Genomic DNA, 15,440 nt, shown 5'->3' on the forward strand with positions numbered 1-15,440 from the left:
CCGCATGTCCCACACTTTCGCCTGGCGTCGGCTGCTGCCCTTTCTGGCGCTGATGATCCTGGTCGCGCTCAACCTCCGCCCGGCGCTGTCCTCGATGGCGCCGATGCTGGTCCGCATCCAGCAGGACCTGGGGCTGTCGGGACTGTCGATCGGCGTGCTTACCACCCTGCCGGTGCTCTGCCTGGGTGTTTTCGCCCCGCTGGCGCCCTGGCTGACCCGGCTGCTGGGGGCCGAGCGCACGCTCAGCGTGGCATTGCTGCTGCTCGGCGTCGCGCTGATCGTGCGTGCCAACTCGCACCCGCTACCGCTGTACCTGGGTACGCTCGGGGTCGGCGCGGCGATCGGTATCGCCGGCACGCTGCTGCCGGCACTGGTCAAGCGCGAACTCGCCCAGGGCGCCGATCTGGTCACCGGCGTCTACACCATGGCGCTGTGCCTGGGAGGTGCGCTGGGCGCCGGCTTCAGCGTGCCCCTGGCCGAACTGCTCGGCAGCTGGCGACTGGCGCTGGGAAGCTGGGCCGCGCTGGCCTTCATTGCCCTGCTCGCCTGGCGCCTGCAGATGCCGCATCCCCGGCCGGAGCGCTCGGCATTGCCGCGGCGCGGTCCGAGGCCGCGCCTCACGCGTCAGGCCCTGGCCTGGCAGGTGACCGGCTACATGGGCAGCCAATCGGCGCTGGCCTATATCGTCTTCGGCTGGCTGCCGACGCTTCTGCAGCGGCGTGGCATGGACGAAGCCGCCGCCGGCTGGCTACTCGCCGCTTCGGTCATTGCCCAGCTGGTCACCGCGCTCGGCGCGCCCTGGCTGGCGCGGCTGGGTCGCGACCAGCGTCCGACCATCCTGGCCCTGCTGGCGTGTACCGCGACGGGCGTCATCATCCTGCTGCAGGCGCCGCTGGAGTGGCGCTGGTGGGGTGCGATGCTGCTCGGCCTCGGTCAGGGCGGCAGCTTCAGCATGGCGCTGACGCTGATCGTACTGCGCAGCGCCAATTCGCAACTGGCCGGCCAGCTTTCCAGCATGGCCCAGGGCATCGGCTACAGCCTCGCCGCCACCGGCCCGCTGCTGGTCGGCATCCTGATCGAGTTCAGCGACAGCATGGAACTCTTGACGCTGGTGCTGCTGGGCTTCATCGGCGCAGCAGCGGTCTGCTCGCTGCTCGCCGGGCGACAACGTCAGCTGGACATCGACGACCAGGGGCGGTTGTTTACCCGCCGCGGCTGAATGGCGCGCCCTCCGCGAGGCTGGCCAGAAAGCGACGATGCTCGCGCTGCGCGCGTTCCCGGGACTGCGCGACGAAACGGACCGCCTGCCCCGGCGCGCACTGCGCCAGCCGCGAGCAGGCCAGCGGCGTCAACGCCCCCAGCCGTGGATAACCGCCGATGGTCTGGCGATCGTTGAGCAGCACGATCGGCTGGCCGTCGGGCGGCACCTGCACCGCCCCCAGCGCAATGCCCTCCGAAATCATGCCGTCGATTGCGCAGGCCAGCGGCGCGCCGGCGAGACGCACGCCCATGCGATCGGCCCGCTCGTCGACCCGCCAGGTCTGGTTGAAGGCGCGATACAGGCTCTCGCCCGGGAAATCGCCGACCTGGGCACCGGGGATCAGCGCCAGCCACGGCATGCCCGGGTAATCGAGGCGCTGGTCGACGGGCACCTCGCGCAGCGTGCGCCGGGCCGCCACGAACTCCAGCCGATCGCCCGCCTCGAGCGCATGGCCGTAACCGTCGAGGCCGCCGAGTTCCTCGCGCACCACGCTCGCCACGCTGCCCAGTACCGGCTCGGCCTGGAAACCGCCCGGCGCGGCCAGGTAGGCGCGCAGCCCGGCCCTGGGAGCGGCAAACGCCAAGCACTGTCCGGCGCGGAGCGAAAAGCTCCGCCACGGTGCCAGCGGCTCGCCGTCGAGGGTCGCCGAAAGATCCGCCCCGGCCAGCGCCAGCGTGCTGTCGTCCTCGGCGACCAGGGTCAGCCCGCCGCCCAGAGCGATCTCCAGGACCGGCGCCCCCCAGCCATTGCCCAGCAGCGCATTGGCCCAGGCCCAGGCGTGCAGGTCGGCGGGACCGCCCTGGGTCACGCCGAGCCGGCGCACGCCGAAGCGCCCGGCATCCTGCAGCAGCGCCAACGGGCCGGCGCGCTCGACATGCAAAGCCGTCGTTTCGCTCATGGCTTACCTGCATCCCGTTCCACGAGCGGCGAGACATCGCCGCCCAGGCGTTCGAATTCGTCGCGGCCGACGGCGACGAAGCGCACCCGATCGCCGACCCGCAACAGGCTGAAACCCTCGCGCCGGCGATCGAACAGCCGGGCCGAGGTGCGTCCGATCAGGTTCCAGCCACCCGGCGAGACCCGCGGGTAGGCCGACGTCTGGCGATTGGCGACGCCCACGCTACCGGCCGGCACCCGCTTGCGCGGAGTGTCCAGGCGCGGCAGCACCAACGCCTCGGCGAGCCGCCCCAGGAACGCGAATCCGGGCGCGAAGCCCAGCGCAAAGACACGATATTCGGGCTCGCCATGCGCGGCGACGACCGCTTCGCGCTCCATCCCGCTCGCGGCCTGGAGTCGCTCGAGTTCGGGGCCCACCGACGCGTCGTACCATACCGGCAGCTCCTTGACCTCGCCCAGGGCACCCTCGCCGTCGGGGGCCAGCCCGCGGAGCACCCCGGCCAGCCTGTCGCGAGCCTCGCGGCCATCCAGGCACATCACGTCGTAGTGCACCAGCACGGTGGTGTACGACGGTACCAGGTCGATCAGCGCCGCGCCGAAGGCCACTTCGCAATCACGCATCAGCGCGGTGATCCAGGGCATGTTGGCCTCGTCGATGCTCGCGAACAGCCGTACCAGCCAGGCATCCAGCCCGGCCGACTCCAGTCGCGGCAAACCCTCCGTCATGTCAGCGGCTCCCGGGCGCCGAGCGCATCGCGGATCGCCCTGACGGCGGCAATCGACTCGGGATTATCGCCGTGCACGCACAGCGTCTGCGCCTCGAGCACCAGGTCGCTGCCGTCACTGGCGGTCAGCGGCTGGCCGCGCGCGATGCGCAGCGCCTGATCGACGATCGTGTCGGGGTCATGGTGCACCGCCCCGGCTTCGCGGCGCGACACCAGCCGCCCCTGGCCATCGTAGGCGCGGTCGGCGAAGGCCTCGAACCACAGCGTCACGCCACGGGCCTCGGCCATATCCCTGGCGGGCCGGGGATCGCGGGTCGCCATGACCATCACCGGCAGGCCGGCGTCGTAGGCCGCCACCGCGCGCAGCACCGCATCGAGACGCGCCTCGTCGCGCATCATGTCGTTATACAGCGCGCCATGGGGCTTGACGTAGTGCAGCCGCGTGCCCTCGGCCCGGCAGATCGCCGCCAGCGCCCCGAGCTGGTAGAGCACCAGATTCTCGATCTCGTCCGGCGAACAGGCCAGCGAGCGGCGACCGAAGCCCTGCAGATCCGGGTAGGCCGGATGGGCCCCCACCGCGACCCGGTTGGCCACCGCCAGCCTGACCGTGCGGCGCATCACGTCCGGGTCCGAGGCGTGAAAGCCGCAGGCGACGTTGGCCAGATCGACATGCGGCATGAGCCGATCGTCGGCGCCCATCGTCCAGGCACCGTAGCTTTCACCCATATCGGCATTGAGTCGCAGCGCGGGCATGGCAGACCTCCTAGCGAAACGGTCCCCGCATTATCGGCAACCGGCCGGCAAAATACGAATCGACGCCGCCACTGCGTTGACGGGGCGCGGAATGCTCCACCACGCTGCAAGATGCGACGAGCGTCTATGCTCAAGACCAGACGCGTCACCGACAACCGGCGCGACAACCGAACGAAAGAACGCGGTGGACCGACAACGCACAACGAGCGTCAACACAACAATCGACGAAAGGACACCCGCATGACAGTCAGACTCGCCTTGCAGACTCTCCTCGCCCCTGCCCCGCTCGCGCTGGCGGGCCTGATCGCCGCCACGACGGCCACCCCGGGTCTGGCCGGCAGCGCCCAGGCGGCCACCGAGTGGGACATGCCCACACCCTACGGCGACCGGACCTTTCATACCGTCAACATCCGCGAGTTCGCCGACGACGTGCGCGAGCGCACCGACGGCGAACTCGACATCACCGTGCACCCCAACGGCTCGCTGATCGAGCACCCCGAGATCAAGAACTCGGTGCGTCGCGGCATCGTGCCCATCGGCGAGTTGATCATGTCGCGGCTGGCCAACGAGAACCCGATCTACGAGGTCGATTCAGTGCCCTACCTGGCCTCGAGTTACGAGGAGGCCCAGACGCTGTGGGAAGCCTCCCGCGAGGTCATCGCCGACGAGCTGGCCAAGCAGCAGCTGCGCCTGCTGTTCGCCGTGCCGTGGCCGCCCCAGGGCATCTACACCCAGGAGAAGATCGAGACCGCCGAGGACCTCGCCAACCTCAAGATGCGCGCCTACAACAAGTCCAGCGAGCGCCTCGCCCAGCTGGTCGGCGCCGTGCCCACCCAGATCGAGGTGCCGGACATTCCCACCGCCTTCAGCACCGGGCGCGTCGACGCCATGGTCACCTCGCCGGCGACCGGCGCCGACACCAAGGCCTGGGATTACCTCGGCCATTTCAACCACACCCAGCTGTGGCTGCCCAAGAACATGGTGATCGTCAGCGACAAGGCCTTCTCGCGGCTCGACGAGGCCACCCGGCAGGCGGTTCTCGATGCCGCCGAAGCCGCCGAGACCCGCGGCTGGCAGATGAGCCGCGAGGAAACCGATGAAGCCCTCCAGGTGCTGCGCGACAACGGCATCACCGTCAGCGAACCCAGCGAGGAGCTGGCCGCCACGCTCAAGGACGTCGGCGAGACCATGACCCGGGAGTGGCAGGATCGCGCCGGCGAACAGGGCGCGCAGATCCTGGAAACGTATCGCCAGATGCAGCAGTAAGGCGTCAATCATGCGATTCCGGCTCTTGGCGCTCTACACCCTGGGCGGCTACGCCGCGGCGCTCTGCCTGGGGGTGATCGGCGCGATGATCGCCTTCCAGGTGATCGGCCGGCTGATCGACAAGCTGTCCGTGGCGCTCGGCGCCGGCGGGCTCAACCTGTCGATCCCCGGCCTTTCGGAGATCTCGGGCTTCCTGCTGGTCGGCGCCAGCTTCCTGGGACTCGCCTATACCTACGTCCACGGCGGGCATATCCGGGTCACCCTGGTGACCGGGCAACTGCCGCCGCGGATACGCGTGTTCGTCGAACTCTGGTGCCTGAGCGTCGCCCTCGGACTGTGCCTCTACTGGGGCTGGTACGTCATCGTGCTGGTCCAGGACAGCATCGCCTTCGGCGAGGTTTCCTACGGCATGGTGCCGGTACCGCTGTGGATTCCGCAGAGCGCCATGCTGGCGGGCATCGCACTGCTCGCCCTGGCGCTGTTCGAGGCCTGGCTGAGCACCGCGCGCACCGCCGTCACCCGCCCGTCGGCGTTTCGCATCGACGATCGCGGCCACGAGTAGCGCCATGACCGACCGGAAACCCCATTCATGCTGACCCTCGTGCTGGTACTGCTCGTCGCCCTGGTCGTGCTGCTGGGCAGCGGCGTGTGGGTCGCCTTCTCGCTGATGGCGCTGGGCTGGCTGGGCATCAGCCAGTTCACCGCGATCCCCGCCGGCGACGTGATGGCCTCGAACATCTGGAGCGCCAGCTACAGCTGGGAGTTGACCGCGCTGCCGATGTTCATCTGGATGGGCGAGATCCTGTTTCGCTCGCGACTCGCCGAGGACATGTTCAACGGCCTGGCGCCGTGGATGACCCGCATCCCCGGCCGGCTGCTGCACACCAACGTGGTCGGCTGCGGCCTGTTCGCCGCCGTGTCGGGCTCCTCCGCGGCGACCTGCGCGACCATGGGCAAGATGTCGCTCCCCGAACTGACCCGGCGCGGCTACGACGAGCGCCTGGTGATCGGCACCCTCGCCGGCTCGGCGACGCTCGGCCTGCTGATCCCGCCGTCGATCATCCTGATCGTCTACGCCGTGGCCACCGACCAGTCGATCGCCCGGCTGTTCATCGCCGGCATCCTGCCCGGAGTCATGCTGATCACCCTGTTCGCCGGCTACCTGATGCTCTGGGCGTGGCGCTTTCCCGAGCGCATCCCGGCCGCCGAGCCGCCCACCACGCTGGGCGAGAAACTGCGCCGCTCGCGGCGCCTGATCCCCATGCTGGCGCTGATCGTCGGCGTGATCGGCTCGATCTACGCCGGGCTGGCCTCGCCCACCGAAGCCGCTGCGGTGGGCGTGCTGCTTTCGCTGGTGCTGGCGCGGGTGCAGGGCGAAATGCCCTGGGCGACCTTCGTCGAGGCCACCCTGGGCGCGGTGCGCACCGCCACGATGATCGCCTTCATCCTCGCCGGGGCCTCGTTCCTCACCGCGGCGATGGGCTTCACCGGCCTGCCCAGCGACCTGGCGGCGTGGATCGCCGCGCAGGACCTGTCGCCCTACATGCTGCTGTTCGCACTGACGCTGTTCTTCATCGTGCTCGGCTGTTTCCTCGACGGTATCTCGGTGGTGGTGCTGACCACCTCGATCCTGCTGCCGATGGTCGAGGCCGCCGGCATCGACCTGATCTGGTTCGGCATCTATCTGGTGATCGTCGTCGAGATGTCGCAGATCACCCCGCCGGTGGGCTTCAACCTGTTCGTGCTGCAGGGCATGACCGGCAAGAACATCCTCAGCATCGCCCGCGCCGCATTGCCGTTCTTCTTCCTGATGGCGCTCGGCGTCGCCTTGATCACGCTCTTTCCGTCGATGGCCACCTATCTGCCGCAGGCGATGAGCGGGCGATGAGGCCCAGGATACCGGCGTACCCGCCAACTCCGGCTATAAGCGATGATAGAATCGGCCCCGACCGAGCACTTCTCGAGGCCGTATCGAATGCACGACGCACCCATCCTGATCATCTACACCGGCGGCACCCTGGGCATGCTGGAAAGCGCCCGCGGCCTGGTCCCCGGCAACGACATAGAAAGCCGCCTGCGCACGGCATTTGCCGCACTGCCGCCGGCCCGTCAGGCATCGCTGCCCGCCTTCGAGGTGCTGGAGTATGCCGCGCCCATCGACTCCAGCGCCGCCACTCCCGCCGACTGGCAGCGTCTGGCGCGGGATATCGCCGAGGGCTATTCAACGACGGATGCGGGGTCGCCACACTATAGCGGCTTCGTCGTGCTGCACGGCACCGACACGCTGGCCTGGACGGCCTCGAGCCTGGCCTACCAGCTGCAGGGCATCGACCGCCCGGTGGTGGTCACCGGCGCCCAGCTGCCCCTGGAAGCCGAGGGCAGCGACGCGCCGGGCAACATCGAGGCCGCGCTGCGCTTCGCCGCCTGTCGGGAACTCCAGGAAGTCGCCGTGTGCTTCGCCGGCAAGTTGCTGCGCGGTGCGCGCACCCGCAAGTGGGACACCCACGCCTTCGACGGCTTCGCCAGCCCCAACTACCCGCTGCTCGGTGAACTGGTCGACGGCCAGCCGGTGCTCTACACCGCCCGTGGGCTGGACGCCCACCAGCGCGGCCTGCCGCGCTTCGAGCTCGCCGACTACGCTGCAACCAAGGAGTCGCCCGTGGTGCGCATCGCCCTCTGGCCCGGCCTTTCCACCCGCCTGCTGGAAGCCTGGCTGCTCGATGACAGCGTTCAAGGCGCGTTGTTGGAAGTCTGGGGGAGCGGCAACATCCCGGGCGACCCGGCGCTGATCGGCCTGCTCGCCCAGGCCAGCGGCGAAGGCAAGCTGATCGCCGCGATCAGCCAGTGCCCCCACGGGCCGGTATCCATGGAGACCTACGCAGCCGGCCGGGGGCTGATCGACGCCGGCGTGCTCCCCGCCGATGCCATGACCCCCGAAGCGGTGATGACCAAGCTCGTGCATCTACTTGCCCAGCCGCTGAGCGACGCCGAGCGACGCCAGCGATTTTTGACGTCGCTGGTCGGCGAGCGCTGACTCGGCGAAGCAGGCGCGGTTCTGGTGAGGAAGCTTATCCAGCTCACCGCAGCGGTTTTCGTGGGAGCATTTTGATCGAAATCGCGCCCGAGCCGTTTTTTAACGCCGTATGAACGAGCGCAGGCATTGTTCAGACAAAGCGCAATCAGATACGGAGCCGCTACCACCTTGATGGCAGACAGCCTCACCTGTTATGCAACTGGCTCATGTGGCCGTGCCGTCATGTCAACGCCCAGGGCACGCATGACGGCAAGCATGGTCTTGAGGGTGGGGTTGCCCTGCTCACTGAACGAACGATAAAGCTGCTCACGGGACAAACCTGTCTCGCGGGATAACTCGCTCATGCCCTTAGCGCGGGCAACAACGCCCATGGCCTTGGCGATATAAGCGGCATCGCCGGTTTCCAGTGCATCGGCAAGGAAAACAGCGATGGCCTCTTCGCTTTCGAGCGCGGCAGCTGGGTCGTAGTCGTAAATGGGATCACTCATGAAGCCCTCCACTCGGCTGCGAGACGTTGAGCCGTTTCAATATCATGCTGCTGGGTTCGTTTATCGCCTCCGCAAAGCAATAGAACCAGCTCATTGCCCTGTTGCTGGAAATACACTCGATATCCAGGACCATGGTGAATCCGTAGTTCGCTGACACCACGGCCAACCGGCTTTACATCTCCCGGCAAACCATTTGCCAGTCGAAAAATGCGAGCTGCAATCATGGCTTTGGCACGCGAGTCCTTCAGCTTGCGCTCCCACTTCCGGTAGGTACTGGTTTGCTTGATATCGAGCATCCATTGATCGTAGTTTATAAACTACAACAAGGCAAGCCCTTCTACGCCCCGCTAGAAACAATGTCGCATGTCATGCTTCGGGGGTTCTGCGCGTAGCCCCGCTGTCCCACCACAGAGCAACTAGCCAGCCAATCCACCTCAGCGGTTCGCGATATTCCTACCGAGCCCGCAAGGCGACCAACGACTCGAACTTGCCGTCAGCCGTAAAGGTCAGCCGATAGAGGCCATGCACGCCGTCTCGCCCGACGATGCGCCGCAGTGCCTGGGCGGGGAACACCACGCGCCGGCCATCCCGGCTTCGGGCATAGACGTGCTGCGCGCCGCCGGCGTAGTGCGCCAGGCACTGCTCGGCGGAAAGCTCGATCACTACATCGATACTGGGCATGGGGTCTTGAGGTCGAGTCGCTGCAGTCATTGCGGACGGGGTTAACGGAGGATACTAGCCCTCGCGGCTATAGAACACGATACCGACGCGCCCGATATGAGCCAGCAGGTCGGGGTTGTCGATCTGATCGTAAAGCGACAGGTCGAAACGATAGGGCAATAACAGGTCGTCCAACGCCACTTCCACCTGCTGCAGGTCCCGCCAGCTGAGCGAACACCCTTTCAGCGTCAAATCGATGTCCGAGCCGGGCCGATACGTTCCCATGGCACGCGAGCCATAGAGAATCGCCTCCTCAACGGCGAGGAAATTGCTGAACACGCCACGTATTTTCGCCTGGGTCTGCTTATCCAGGCCTATACCGTCATGGCTGGCAGTGTCTGTCATGCCTTGTCCCGGAGTGCTGACAGCGTACCCAGCAGCGCCATAAGCTGGGTGTGGTGCGACTGCTCGATATTATCGAGGATATCCTGCGCCGTCTTTTCATTATAGGTGTGCGAGGTGCGGTTGCGATCCACCAGCATTGCCATCCAGGCGTCGCCATCCTCCACCAGCCCGAGGGCAAACGCTTCACGAATGGTGTCGCGCGAGCCGACTATCGACTCGATCCCCTGCCAGACCAGATAGTCTTTCAGCGTGTTCCAGCCCAATTCATAGGAGTACTCGAAAGCCTGGATGACGCCTTGCCGCTCCAGGTTGGAAAGCGTCCGTTCACGCATCAACGTGACGGCTTCATCCAACTGGGCCAAGGCCTTGCTGAAATTCTGCAGACGCTGAATCCAACGAATATCCGGACCGACCATCGCGACACCTCGGCTTGCTATTGATAAACCGCACTGCGGCGGCACGCGCAGAGCCTAGCAAAGCCCGGCAGGGCTGGCGAGGCGCGCGGCCGCACACACCCCGCCGCATTCAAGCACCGCCCGGGCCCGCCGATATCTTCACGGCAGCGGTAGTCGCCGGGCCTGCGGGTGAGGCTCCGGTCGTTCGGCAACCCCCTACCGCCCACCGAGGCCGCTACCTCAAAAAAATTTGCAGATAGTCCTAAAGCAAATGCCGGTAGCGTCGATAAATAGGGTAACGGCCACGGTGCCGTTGCGGTGGAAAGCCCGAAACCCGGCTCACCGCTCGAGCCCCTAAAGTAAAAGGAAGACCCAATGTCCGTAATCAATACCAACATCACCGCGATGATCGGCCAGCAGAACCTGAACTCATCCAAGGCCGACCTGACCACCGCCATGGAGCGTCTGTCTTCCGGCCTGCGCATCAACAGCGCCAAGGACGACGCCGCCGGTCAGGCCATCGCCAACCGCATGTCTTCACAGATCACCGGCCTGTCACAGGCCCAGCGTAACGCCAACGACGGTATCTCCGTCGCGCAGACCGCTGAAGGCGCGCTGAACCAGGTCAACGACAACCTGCAGCGTGTCCGCGAGCTGACCGTTCAGGCCCAGAACGGCACCAACTCCCAGGACGACCTGACCTCCATCCAGAACGAGATCGGCCAGCGTCTCAACGAAATCAACCGTATCGCCGACCAGACCGACTTCAACGGCGTCAAGGTCCTGGCCGACGACCAGAAACTGAGCATCCAGGTGGGCGCCAACGACGGCGAGTCCATCGAGATCAGCCTGAAGGAAATCACTTCCGGCACCCTCGGCCTGGACAGCTTCAACGTCAACGGCCCGCAGGGCACCACTGCCGCTGCCTCTACCGCCAACTTCACGGCCGCTTATGGCGACTCCACTGGAATCACTGACAGTGATGTCAACGACTTCGGCGACGATCTGGCAACCAAGCTGGGCATCGCTACCGGCTCCGTCGCGGCCGACACCGCTGACGCCTATGTCGATGAAGCCGGCAACTGGTACGCCCAGGTCGACATCAGCGCAGCCAGCGAAGCCGAATCACGCACGCTGGCAGCCCAGGGTATCAGCGTTGCCTCCGGTGCGACCGTTACCTTCAGCGTTGCCCTGGACCCGCAGGACGCCGACGTCACTACCGATGCAACAGCTTCCTTCACGGTGGAAGGTTCCGAACTGAGCGCCAGCAGCCTGGTTTCCGGTGCCACCGACGACCCGCTGAAGACGCTGGACTCCGCGCTGAGCACCGTCGACACCCTGCGCTCCGACCTGGGTGCGATCCAGAACCGCTTCGAGTCGGCCATCACCAACCTGCAGACCAACGAGACCAACCTCTCGGCGGCCCGCTCACGCATCGAAGATGCCGACTACGCGACCGAAGTCTCCAACATGACTCGCGCGCAGATCCTGCAGCAGGCCGGTACGTCGGTCCTGGCACAGGCCAACCAGGTCCCGCAGAGCGTTCTGTCACTGCTGGGCTAATCAAGATCAGTACCCCCACCCTGTAGTGGGGCTAGAGAAAGGCTGCCGAAAGGCAGCCTTTTTTGATAATAGCGCCTAAACCCGCTCTATTTGAGATTTCGCCGCTTCATCACGAAGGTAGCATTGAGGGAATCGTCAAAGCCCCGAGTATGTTCCGCCATGAGCAAGCCGAAGAACCGCAAGCAGCCCAGCATGCCCGCTCGACACAAGAGCCGCCAAGGGTCCGCGACACTGTCCGAAGCCCGGAAATTGACACAGCGTCAGCCCGACAATGCCCACGGCTGGAAGACCCTGGGCGCGCGCTTGCATGATGAGGCACTATTCGACGAGGCTATTGCAGCGCTCGGGCGCGCCCATCACCTCACGCCAGACGACCACGAGGTTTACGCGCTGACGGCAAAGGCCGTTCACAAAAAAGGCAAGTTTGAAGACGCCGTTGCCCTGCTGCGCAAATCGCTCGAGATCAAGCCCGACTACGCCAGGGCCCACCATTACCTGGCCTACCTGCTGTACAACAAGGACGATAGTCACGGCGCCTTGCCACATATTGATAAAGCCTGCGAACTCGAACCGCAGAACCATGAATACCTGACCACCCAGGGCAACATACTGACCAGGTTGCACCGATACGGCGATGCAATAAGCGCCCTGGAAAAAGCCATTGCAATCGCACCCCGGAAATATTTTGCCTGGAATAACCTGGGCAACCTGATGAAGGATACCGGCCGCCTCGAAAAGGCGCTGCATAACTATCACAAAGCACTGGAAGTCAATCCCGGCGCCCTAGCGTCTTTTTCCAATATCATAACCACCCTGCATTACCACCCTGGTTACGGCGCAGCGGATATTTTCAGCGTTTGCAAGGAGTGGGATGCACGCTTCGCCCCCGCATCCGTTCCGGGAAGGCCCGTACCAAGCGATCTGGCACCCAATCGCCGTCTCAGAATCGGCATGTTTTCAGACGGCTTCCGCGGCCATCCGGTAGGCTGGATGATAACGCGCGCCCTGGAGCACACAGCAGCCTCTGAAGTCGAGTTTTATCTCTACAGCACAACCAATGCAGAAGACCCTATAACCGATCGACTCAAAAAAGTCTCTACCAAGTGGCTGGCTGTTCAGCACCTCCCCGACGCGGAATTCGCACAGGTCGTTCGCGACGACAAGATCGATATACTGATCGACCTGAGCGGCCACAACTCGGGAAACAAGATGCTGACAATGGCAATGCAGCCTGCCCCGCTGCTCGTCAAATGGGTCGGTGGGCTCATAAACACCATGGGCATCAAGACCATTGACTACCTGATCAGCGACAGCGTGGAAACCCCGCCTGGAGTCGACGCGCTTTATGTCGAAAAACTGATAAGGTTTCCCGACGACTATGTGTGCTATGAGCCGCCGGGTTATTGCCCCGATACGCAACCGCTTCCGGCCCTGGAAAATGGCTTCATCACCCTGGGATGTTTCAACAACCCCACCAAGGTCAACACCATTGCGCTGGCCGAATGGGCAAGAATCATGCAGCAACTGCCTGACTCCCGGCTGCTTCTCAAGGGCATGCAGTACAACAGTGAAGAACTCTGCAGGGAATTCCGTGATTTCATGGAAAGCCAAGGCATTGCAGCGGACCGGCTTGTCATCGAAGGCCCCTCCGCTCATAGAGAACTGTTGAACAGCTACAATCGAGTGGATATCGCGCTGGATCCCTGGCCCTACTCCGGCGGATTGACCACCTGCGAAGCCTTCATGATGGGCGTTCCCGTGGTCACCCTGCCCGGGCCTACCTTTGCCGGGCGGCACTCGGCCACTCATCTCGTCAATGCCGGCATGCCCGAGCTGGTCGTCGACAGCTGGGCCGAATATCGCGAGCGCGTCATCGAACTTGCCAGCGATCTGGAGAGTCTGAGCACCATCCGCCGGCATCTGCGTGACGTATTGCTGCAATCCCCGGTATGCGACGCGTCACGTTTCGCCAAGCATTTTACCACGGCCATGCGCGCCATCTGGCAGCGCTATTGCGAAGACAGGCACCCTGCGGCGTTGACACTGGACAAGAACGGTGTCGCAACGTTCGAGGGCGAAGATCATCCCGTCGAGATTCTCCGCGCCGAACCGCTGGAAGGCGATCGAAACGATTTCAAATGGCAATTCGAAGGCGCCGTTACCGTTCTCGATAACGGTGCCGTACTCGCCAGCACATCCAACGCCGACAGGCTACTCCAGTTGGGAGCTTTCGCGATGGTCGCATTCGACCCGGCCAGCAAGGTTAACGATGCCGAACGGCTCAAGGCAGCCGGCGAACTCCACCACTACCCACACGTGGCGTTGGGTGACGGCAATCAGGCCACGCTGTACGCCTGCCTGGAGCCTTCGATGAGCGCCACGCTGCGCCCGTTGCAATCCATCGAGACGCTGTTCGGCAAGGAAGCAGGCCCCAGGGTGCTGACAGAATTGCCGATCAGCACCATCCAGCTCGACAGGATCGAGGGACTGGAAGCGATCGACTGGCTCCTCCTGGACAACATGAACGATAGTCTGGCCGTACTGGAGCATGGCGAGCAGGCACTCGCCGATACCCTGCTCATCCAGGCCCGGGTCAATTTCCAGCCGACCCATGAGAACCAGCCGGAACTGACGCTCGTAAGTCACTGGATGGCCCGCCATGGGTTCCGCTTCTATCGACTCAACGACCCCGAACACCTGAGCCATCTGCCCCAGCGCGACGACCTGATTCAGCAGCAAGCCACCCAGCTTGCGAGTGCCGATGCGCTTTATATCCCCAATGCAGAGCGCATGGCTGCATTGTCGGATAACCAGCGGATGAAGCTGGCATTCATCCTGCATACGGTTTATGGGGTGAAGGACCTGGCGCATGCATTGATTAGTCAGGTAGAGGAGGAAAAGGCTCAAGAGTATCTGAGGGAAGAGAGCATCATTTCTTCCATCATGAGCACTAACGCTGAAGCAATACCGACCCACAGGCCTGTATCGCGTGCGGCTTCCCATACCATGAACGAAAACATATCGGAAGATATAGACAACCTGTTGCAGCAAGACCCTGGCTCTCCTGATAGTGCTTACGCTCAAGGTGTTTCCGACAATGGCGTCGTTTCAAGAACACTTGAGGCTGAGGCGCCTAGCGAGGCTACAACAACCGTCAATTCATGGGAGCTGGAGGATGCCATTCATGTGACAGATATTGGTGCAAACCCCATAGATGGCACGCCACCTTACGCTGGACTATTGAATGAAGGTGTAGTGAGGCTCGTGGGCTTTGAACCACAGAAAGACGCCCTGCAAAAGCTACAATCGATGCAAGGGCCCAATGAAACCTACCTGCCCTATGCTGTAGGCACAGGAGAGGAGTCTAAACTTTATCTGTGCCAGGCTTCGGGCATGACTTCGACCCTGAAGCCAAACGACAATGTACTCAACCATTTCCAGGGCTACCCCATTTGGGGGAAGGTCAAAGCCATTGAAGAAATCGCCACCGTTAGACTCGACGACATTGAGGCCATCGAAAAAATTGATTGGCTGAAGATCGATATACAGGGTGGAGAATTAAACGTTTTCAAGAACGCTGAAGAAAAACTCAAGGACACCTTGATCATCCAGACAGAAGTAAACTTCATCAGCCTTTACGAAAATCAGCCCCTGTTTGCTGAAATTGATCAATGGATGCGTCGACATGGCTTCATGCTGCACACGCTACTTGAGCAAAGAAAACGCCTGTATGCGCCGATGAAAATCAACAACGGCATTCATCAGGGAATCAACCAGCTCACTACCGCGGATGCCGTGTATATCAAGGACATCAACAGTATTGAAAAACTTCCTCTATCCAGCCGCAAGAAGCTTGCCATTATACTCAGCAAGGCTTATGGAAGCCACGATCTAGCTTACCGGTTGATGTTCAAGGAAAAAGACTTTGACAAAAATCTATTCTTCAAAAAAGTCATCGGAAAAAACATCAAAGCCATAACGGTGGACAATTAA

The 15,440-nt window shown here is 63.5% G+C and carries 15 protein-coding genes; 7 read left to right on the forward strand and 8 right to left on the reverse strand.

Going from position 1 to position 15,440, the window contains the following annotated elements; translation table 11 throughout:
* Window positions 1–4 precede the first annotated feature (4 nt).
* Window positions 5–1,219 carry an MFS transporter gene (locus tag HR9077_RS02475; protein ID WP_136064785.1) on the forward strand — a complete coding sequence of 405 codons (1,215 nt, stop codon included), beginning with the start codon at window positions 5–7 and terminating at the stop codon, window positions 1,217–1,219.
* Here the strand turns inward: HR9077_RS02475 and HR9077_RS02480 are convergent.
* Genes HR9077_RS02480 through HR9077_RS02490 form a run of 3 tightly spaced genes read right to left on the reverse strand, consistent with a single transcriptional unit; the run spans window position 1,203 to window position 3,636 of the window.
* Window positions 1,203–2,159 (reverse strand): 5-oxoprolinase subunit C family protein, encoded by a 957-nt coding sequence (locus HR9077_RS02480; RefSeq protein ID WP_136064787.1) that lies wholly within the window; start codon window positions 2,157–2,159, stop codon window positions 1,203–1,205. The two genes, HR9077_RS02475 and HR9077_RS02480, sit on opposite strands and share 17 nt — an antisense overlap.
* A complete protein-coding gene (locus HR9077_RS02485; protein ID WP_136064789.1) occupies window positions 2,156–2,884 on the reverse strand; it encodes a 5-oxoprolinase subunit B family protein in 729 nt (242 codons plus the stop codon). Before HR9077_RS02485 ends, HR9077_RS02480 begins: the two co-directional genes overlap by 4 nt.
* Window positions 2,881–3,636 (reverse strand): 5-oxoprolinase subunit PxpA, encoded by a 756-nt coding sequence (locus HR9077_RS02490; RefSeq protein ID WP_136064791.1) that lies wholly within the window; start codon window positions 3,634–3,636, stop codon window positions 2,881–2,883. The genes HR9077_RS02485 and HR9077_RS02490 overlap by 4 nt, the downstream gene beginning before the upstream one ends.
* A gap of 240 nt (window positions 3,637–3,876) precedes the next feature.
* Here HR9077_RS02490 and HR9077_RS02495 point away from each other — a divergent pair, with 240 nt between their 5' ends.
* The 4 genes from HR9077_RS02495 (at window position 3,877) to HR9077_RS02510 (ending at window position 7,936) form a co-directional block, all read left to right on the forward strand.
* Window positions 3,877–4,902 carry a TRAP transporter substrate-binding protein gene (locus tag HR9077_RS02495; protein WP_136064793.1) on the forward strand — a complete coding sequence of 342 codons (1,026 nt, stop codon included), beginning with the start codon at window positions 3,877–3,879 and terminating at the stop codon, window positions 4,900–4,902.
* A 10-nt stretch (window positions 4,903–4,912) separates the two neighbouring features.
* Window positions 4,913–5,464: a TRAP transporter small permease gene (locus HR9077_RS02500; protein ID WP_136064795.1), complete on the forward strand. Its 552-nt coding sequence runs from the start codon at window positions 4,913–4,915 to the stop codon at window positions 5,462–5,464.
* A 27-nt stretch (window positions 5,465–5,491) separates the two neighbouring features.
* A complete protein-coding gene (locus tag HR9077_RS02505; RefSeq protein ID WP_136064797.1) occupies window positions 5,492–6,790 on the forward strand; it encodes a TRAP transporter large permease in 1,299 nt (432 codons plus the stop codon).
* Between the two features lie 87 nt (window positions 6,791–6,877).
* Entirely contained in the window at window positions 6,878–7,936 is a 1,059-nt protein-coding gene (locus HR9077_RS02510) for an asparaginase (protein WP_136064799.1), read from the forward strand.
* Window positions 7,937–8,127: 191 nt separating this feature from the next.
* Here the strand turns inward: HR9077_RS02510 and HR9077_RS02515 are convergent, their stop codons facing one another.
* The 5 genes from HR9077_RS02515 to HR9077_RS02535 form a co-directional block, all read right to left on the reverse strand.
* Window positions 8,128–8,424, reverse strand: a complete 297-nt coding sequence (locus HR9077_RS02515; RefSeq protein ID WP_136064801.1) for an addiction module antidote protein — start codon at window positions 8,422–8,424, stop codon at window positions 8,128–8,130.
* The gene (locus tag HR9077_RS02520; protein WP_136064803.1) at window positions 8,421–8,720 is read right to left on the reverse strand and encodes a type II toxin-antitoxin system RelE/ParE family toxin; all 300 of its coding nucleotides are present in this window, start codon (window positions 8,718–8,720) and stop codon (window positions 8,421–8,423) included. Before HR9077_RS02520 ends, HR9077_RS02515 begins: the two co-directional genes overlap by 4 nt.
* A 157-nt stretch (window positions 8,721–8,877) precedes the next feature.
* Entirely contained in the window at window positions 8,878–9,105 is a 228-nt protein-coding gene (locus tag HR9077_RS02525; RefSeq protein ID WP_136064805.1) for a DUF2835 family protein, read from the reverse strand.
* 54 nt (window positions 9,106–9,159) lie between these two features.
* On the reverse strand, window positions 9,160–9,489 hold the full coding sequence (locus HR9077_RS02530) for a nucleotidyltransferase domain-containing protein (RefSeq protein ID WP_136064807.1): 330 nt from the start codon (window positions 9,487–9,489) through the stop codon (window positions 9,160–9,162).
* Complete coding sequence (locus HR9077_RS02535) at window positions 9,486–9,905, reverse strand: nucleotidyltransferase substrate binding protein (RefSeq protein WP_136064809.1); 420 nt, start codon at window positions 9,903–9,905, stop codon at window positions 9,486–9,488. Before HR9077_RS02535 ends, HR9077_RS02530 begins: the two co-directional genes overlap by 4 nt.
* 354 nt (window positions 9,906–10,259) lie before the next feature.
* Here HR9077_RS02535 and HR9077_RS02540 point away from each other — a divergent pair, with 354 nt between their 5' ends.
* Complete coding sequence (locus HR9077_RS02540) at window positions 10,260–11,447, forward strand: FliC/FljB family flagellin (protein ID WP_136064811.1); 1,188 nt, start codon at window positions 10,260–10,262, stop codon at window positions 11,445–11,447.
* 159 nt (window positions 11,448–11,606) lie between these two features.
* Window positions 11,607–15,440 (forward strand): FkbM family methyltransferase, encoded by a 3,834-nt coding sequence (locus tag HR9077_RS02545; RefSeq protein ID WP_136064813.1) that lies wholly within the window; start codon window positions 11,607–11,609, stop codon window positions 15,438–15,440.

The sequence above is a fragment of the Modicisalibacter radicis genome (assembly GCF_900961225.1).
GTDB lineage: Bacteria > Pseudomonadota > Gammaproteobacteria > Pseudomonadales > Halomonadaceae > Modicisalibacter.

Bases quoted from the DNA above. Each gene is read 5' to 3' on its own strand.
- HR9077_RS02530 (WP_136064807.1), bottom strand. From the start codon at position 9,489: ATGACAGACACTGCCAGCCATGACGGTATAGGCCTGGATAAGCAGACC.
- HR9077_RS02505 (WP_136064797.1), top strand. From the start codon at position 5,492: ATGCTGACCCTCGTGCTGGTACTGCTCGTCGCCCTGGTCGTGCTGCTG.
- HR9077_RS02525 (WP_136064805.1), bottom strand. From the start codon at position 9,105: ATGCCCAGTATCGATGTAGTGATCGAGCTTTCCGCCGAGCAGTGCCTG.
- HR9077_RS02540 (WP_136064811.1), top strand. From the start codon at position 10,260: ATGTCCGTAATCAATACCAACATCACCGCGATGATCGGCCAGCAGAAC.
- HR9077_RS02480 (WP_136064787.1), bottom strand. From the start codon at position 2,159: ATGAGCGAAACGACGGCTTTGCATGTCGAGCGCGCCGGCCCGTTGGCG.
- HR9077_RS02495 (WP_136064793.1), top strand. From the start codon at position 3,877: ATGACAGTCAGACTCGCCTTGCAGACTCTCCTCGCCCCTGCCCCGCTC.
- HR9077_RS02535 (WP_136064809.1), bottom strand. From the start codon at position 9,905: ATGGTCGGTCCGGATATTCGTTGGATTCAGCGTCTGCAGAATTTCAGC.
- HR9077_RS02510 (WP_136064799.1), top strand. From the start codon at position 6,878: ATGCACGACGCACCCATCCTGATCATCTACACCGGCGGCACCCTGGGC.
- HR9077_RS02475 (WP_136064785.1), top strand. From the start codon at position 5: ATGTCCCACACTTTCGCCTGGCGTCGGCTGCTGCCCTTTCTGGCGCTG.
- HR9077_RS02490 (WP_136064791.1), bottom strand. From the start codon at position 3,636: ATGCCCGCGCTGCGACTCAATGCCGATATGGGTGAAAGCTACGGTGCC.
- HR9077_RS02520 (WP_136064803.1), bottom strand. From the start codon at position 8,720: ATGCTCGATATCAAGCAAACCAGTACCTACCGGAAGTGGGAGCGCAAG.
- HR9077_RS02545 (WP_136064813.1), top strand. From the start codon at position 11,607: ATGAGCAAGCCGAAGAACCGCAAGCAGCCCAGCATGCCCGCTCGACAC.
- HR9077_RS02515 (WP_136064801.1), bottom strand. From the start codon at position 8,424: ATGAGTGATCCCATTTACGACTACGACCCAGCTGCCGCGCTCGAAAGC.
- HR9077_RS02500 (WP_136064795.1), top strand. From the start codon at position 4,913: ATGCGATTCCGGCTCTTGGCGCTCTACACCCTGGGCGGCTACGCCGCG.
- HR9077_RS02485 (WP_136064789.1), bottom strand. From the start codon at position 2,884: ATGACGGAGGGTTTGCCGCGACTGGAGTCGGCCGGGCTGGATGCCTGG.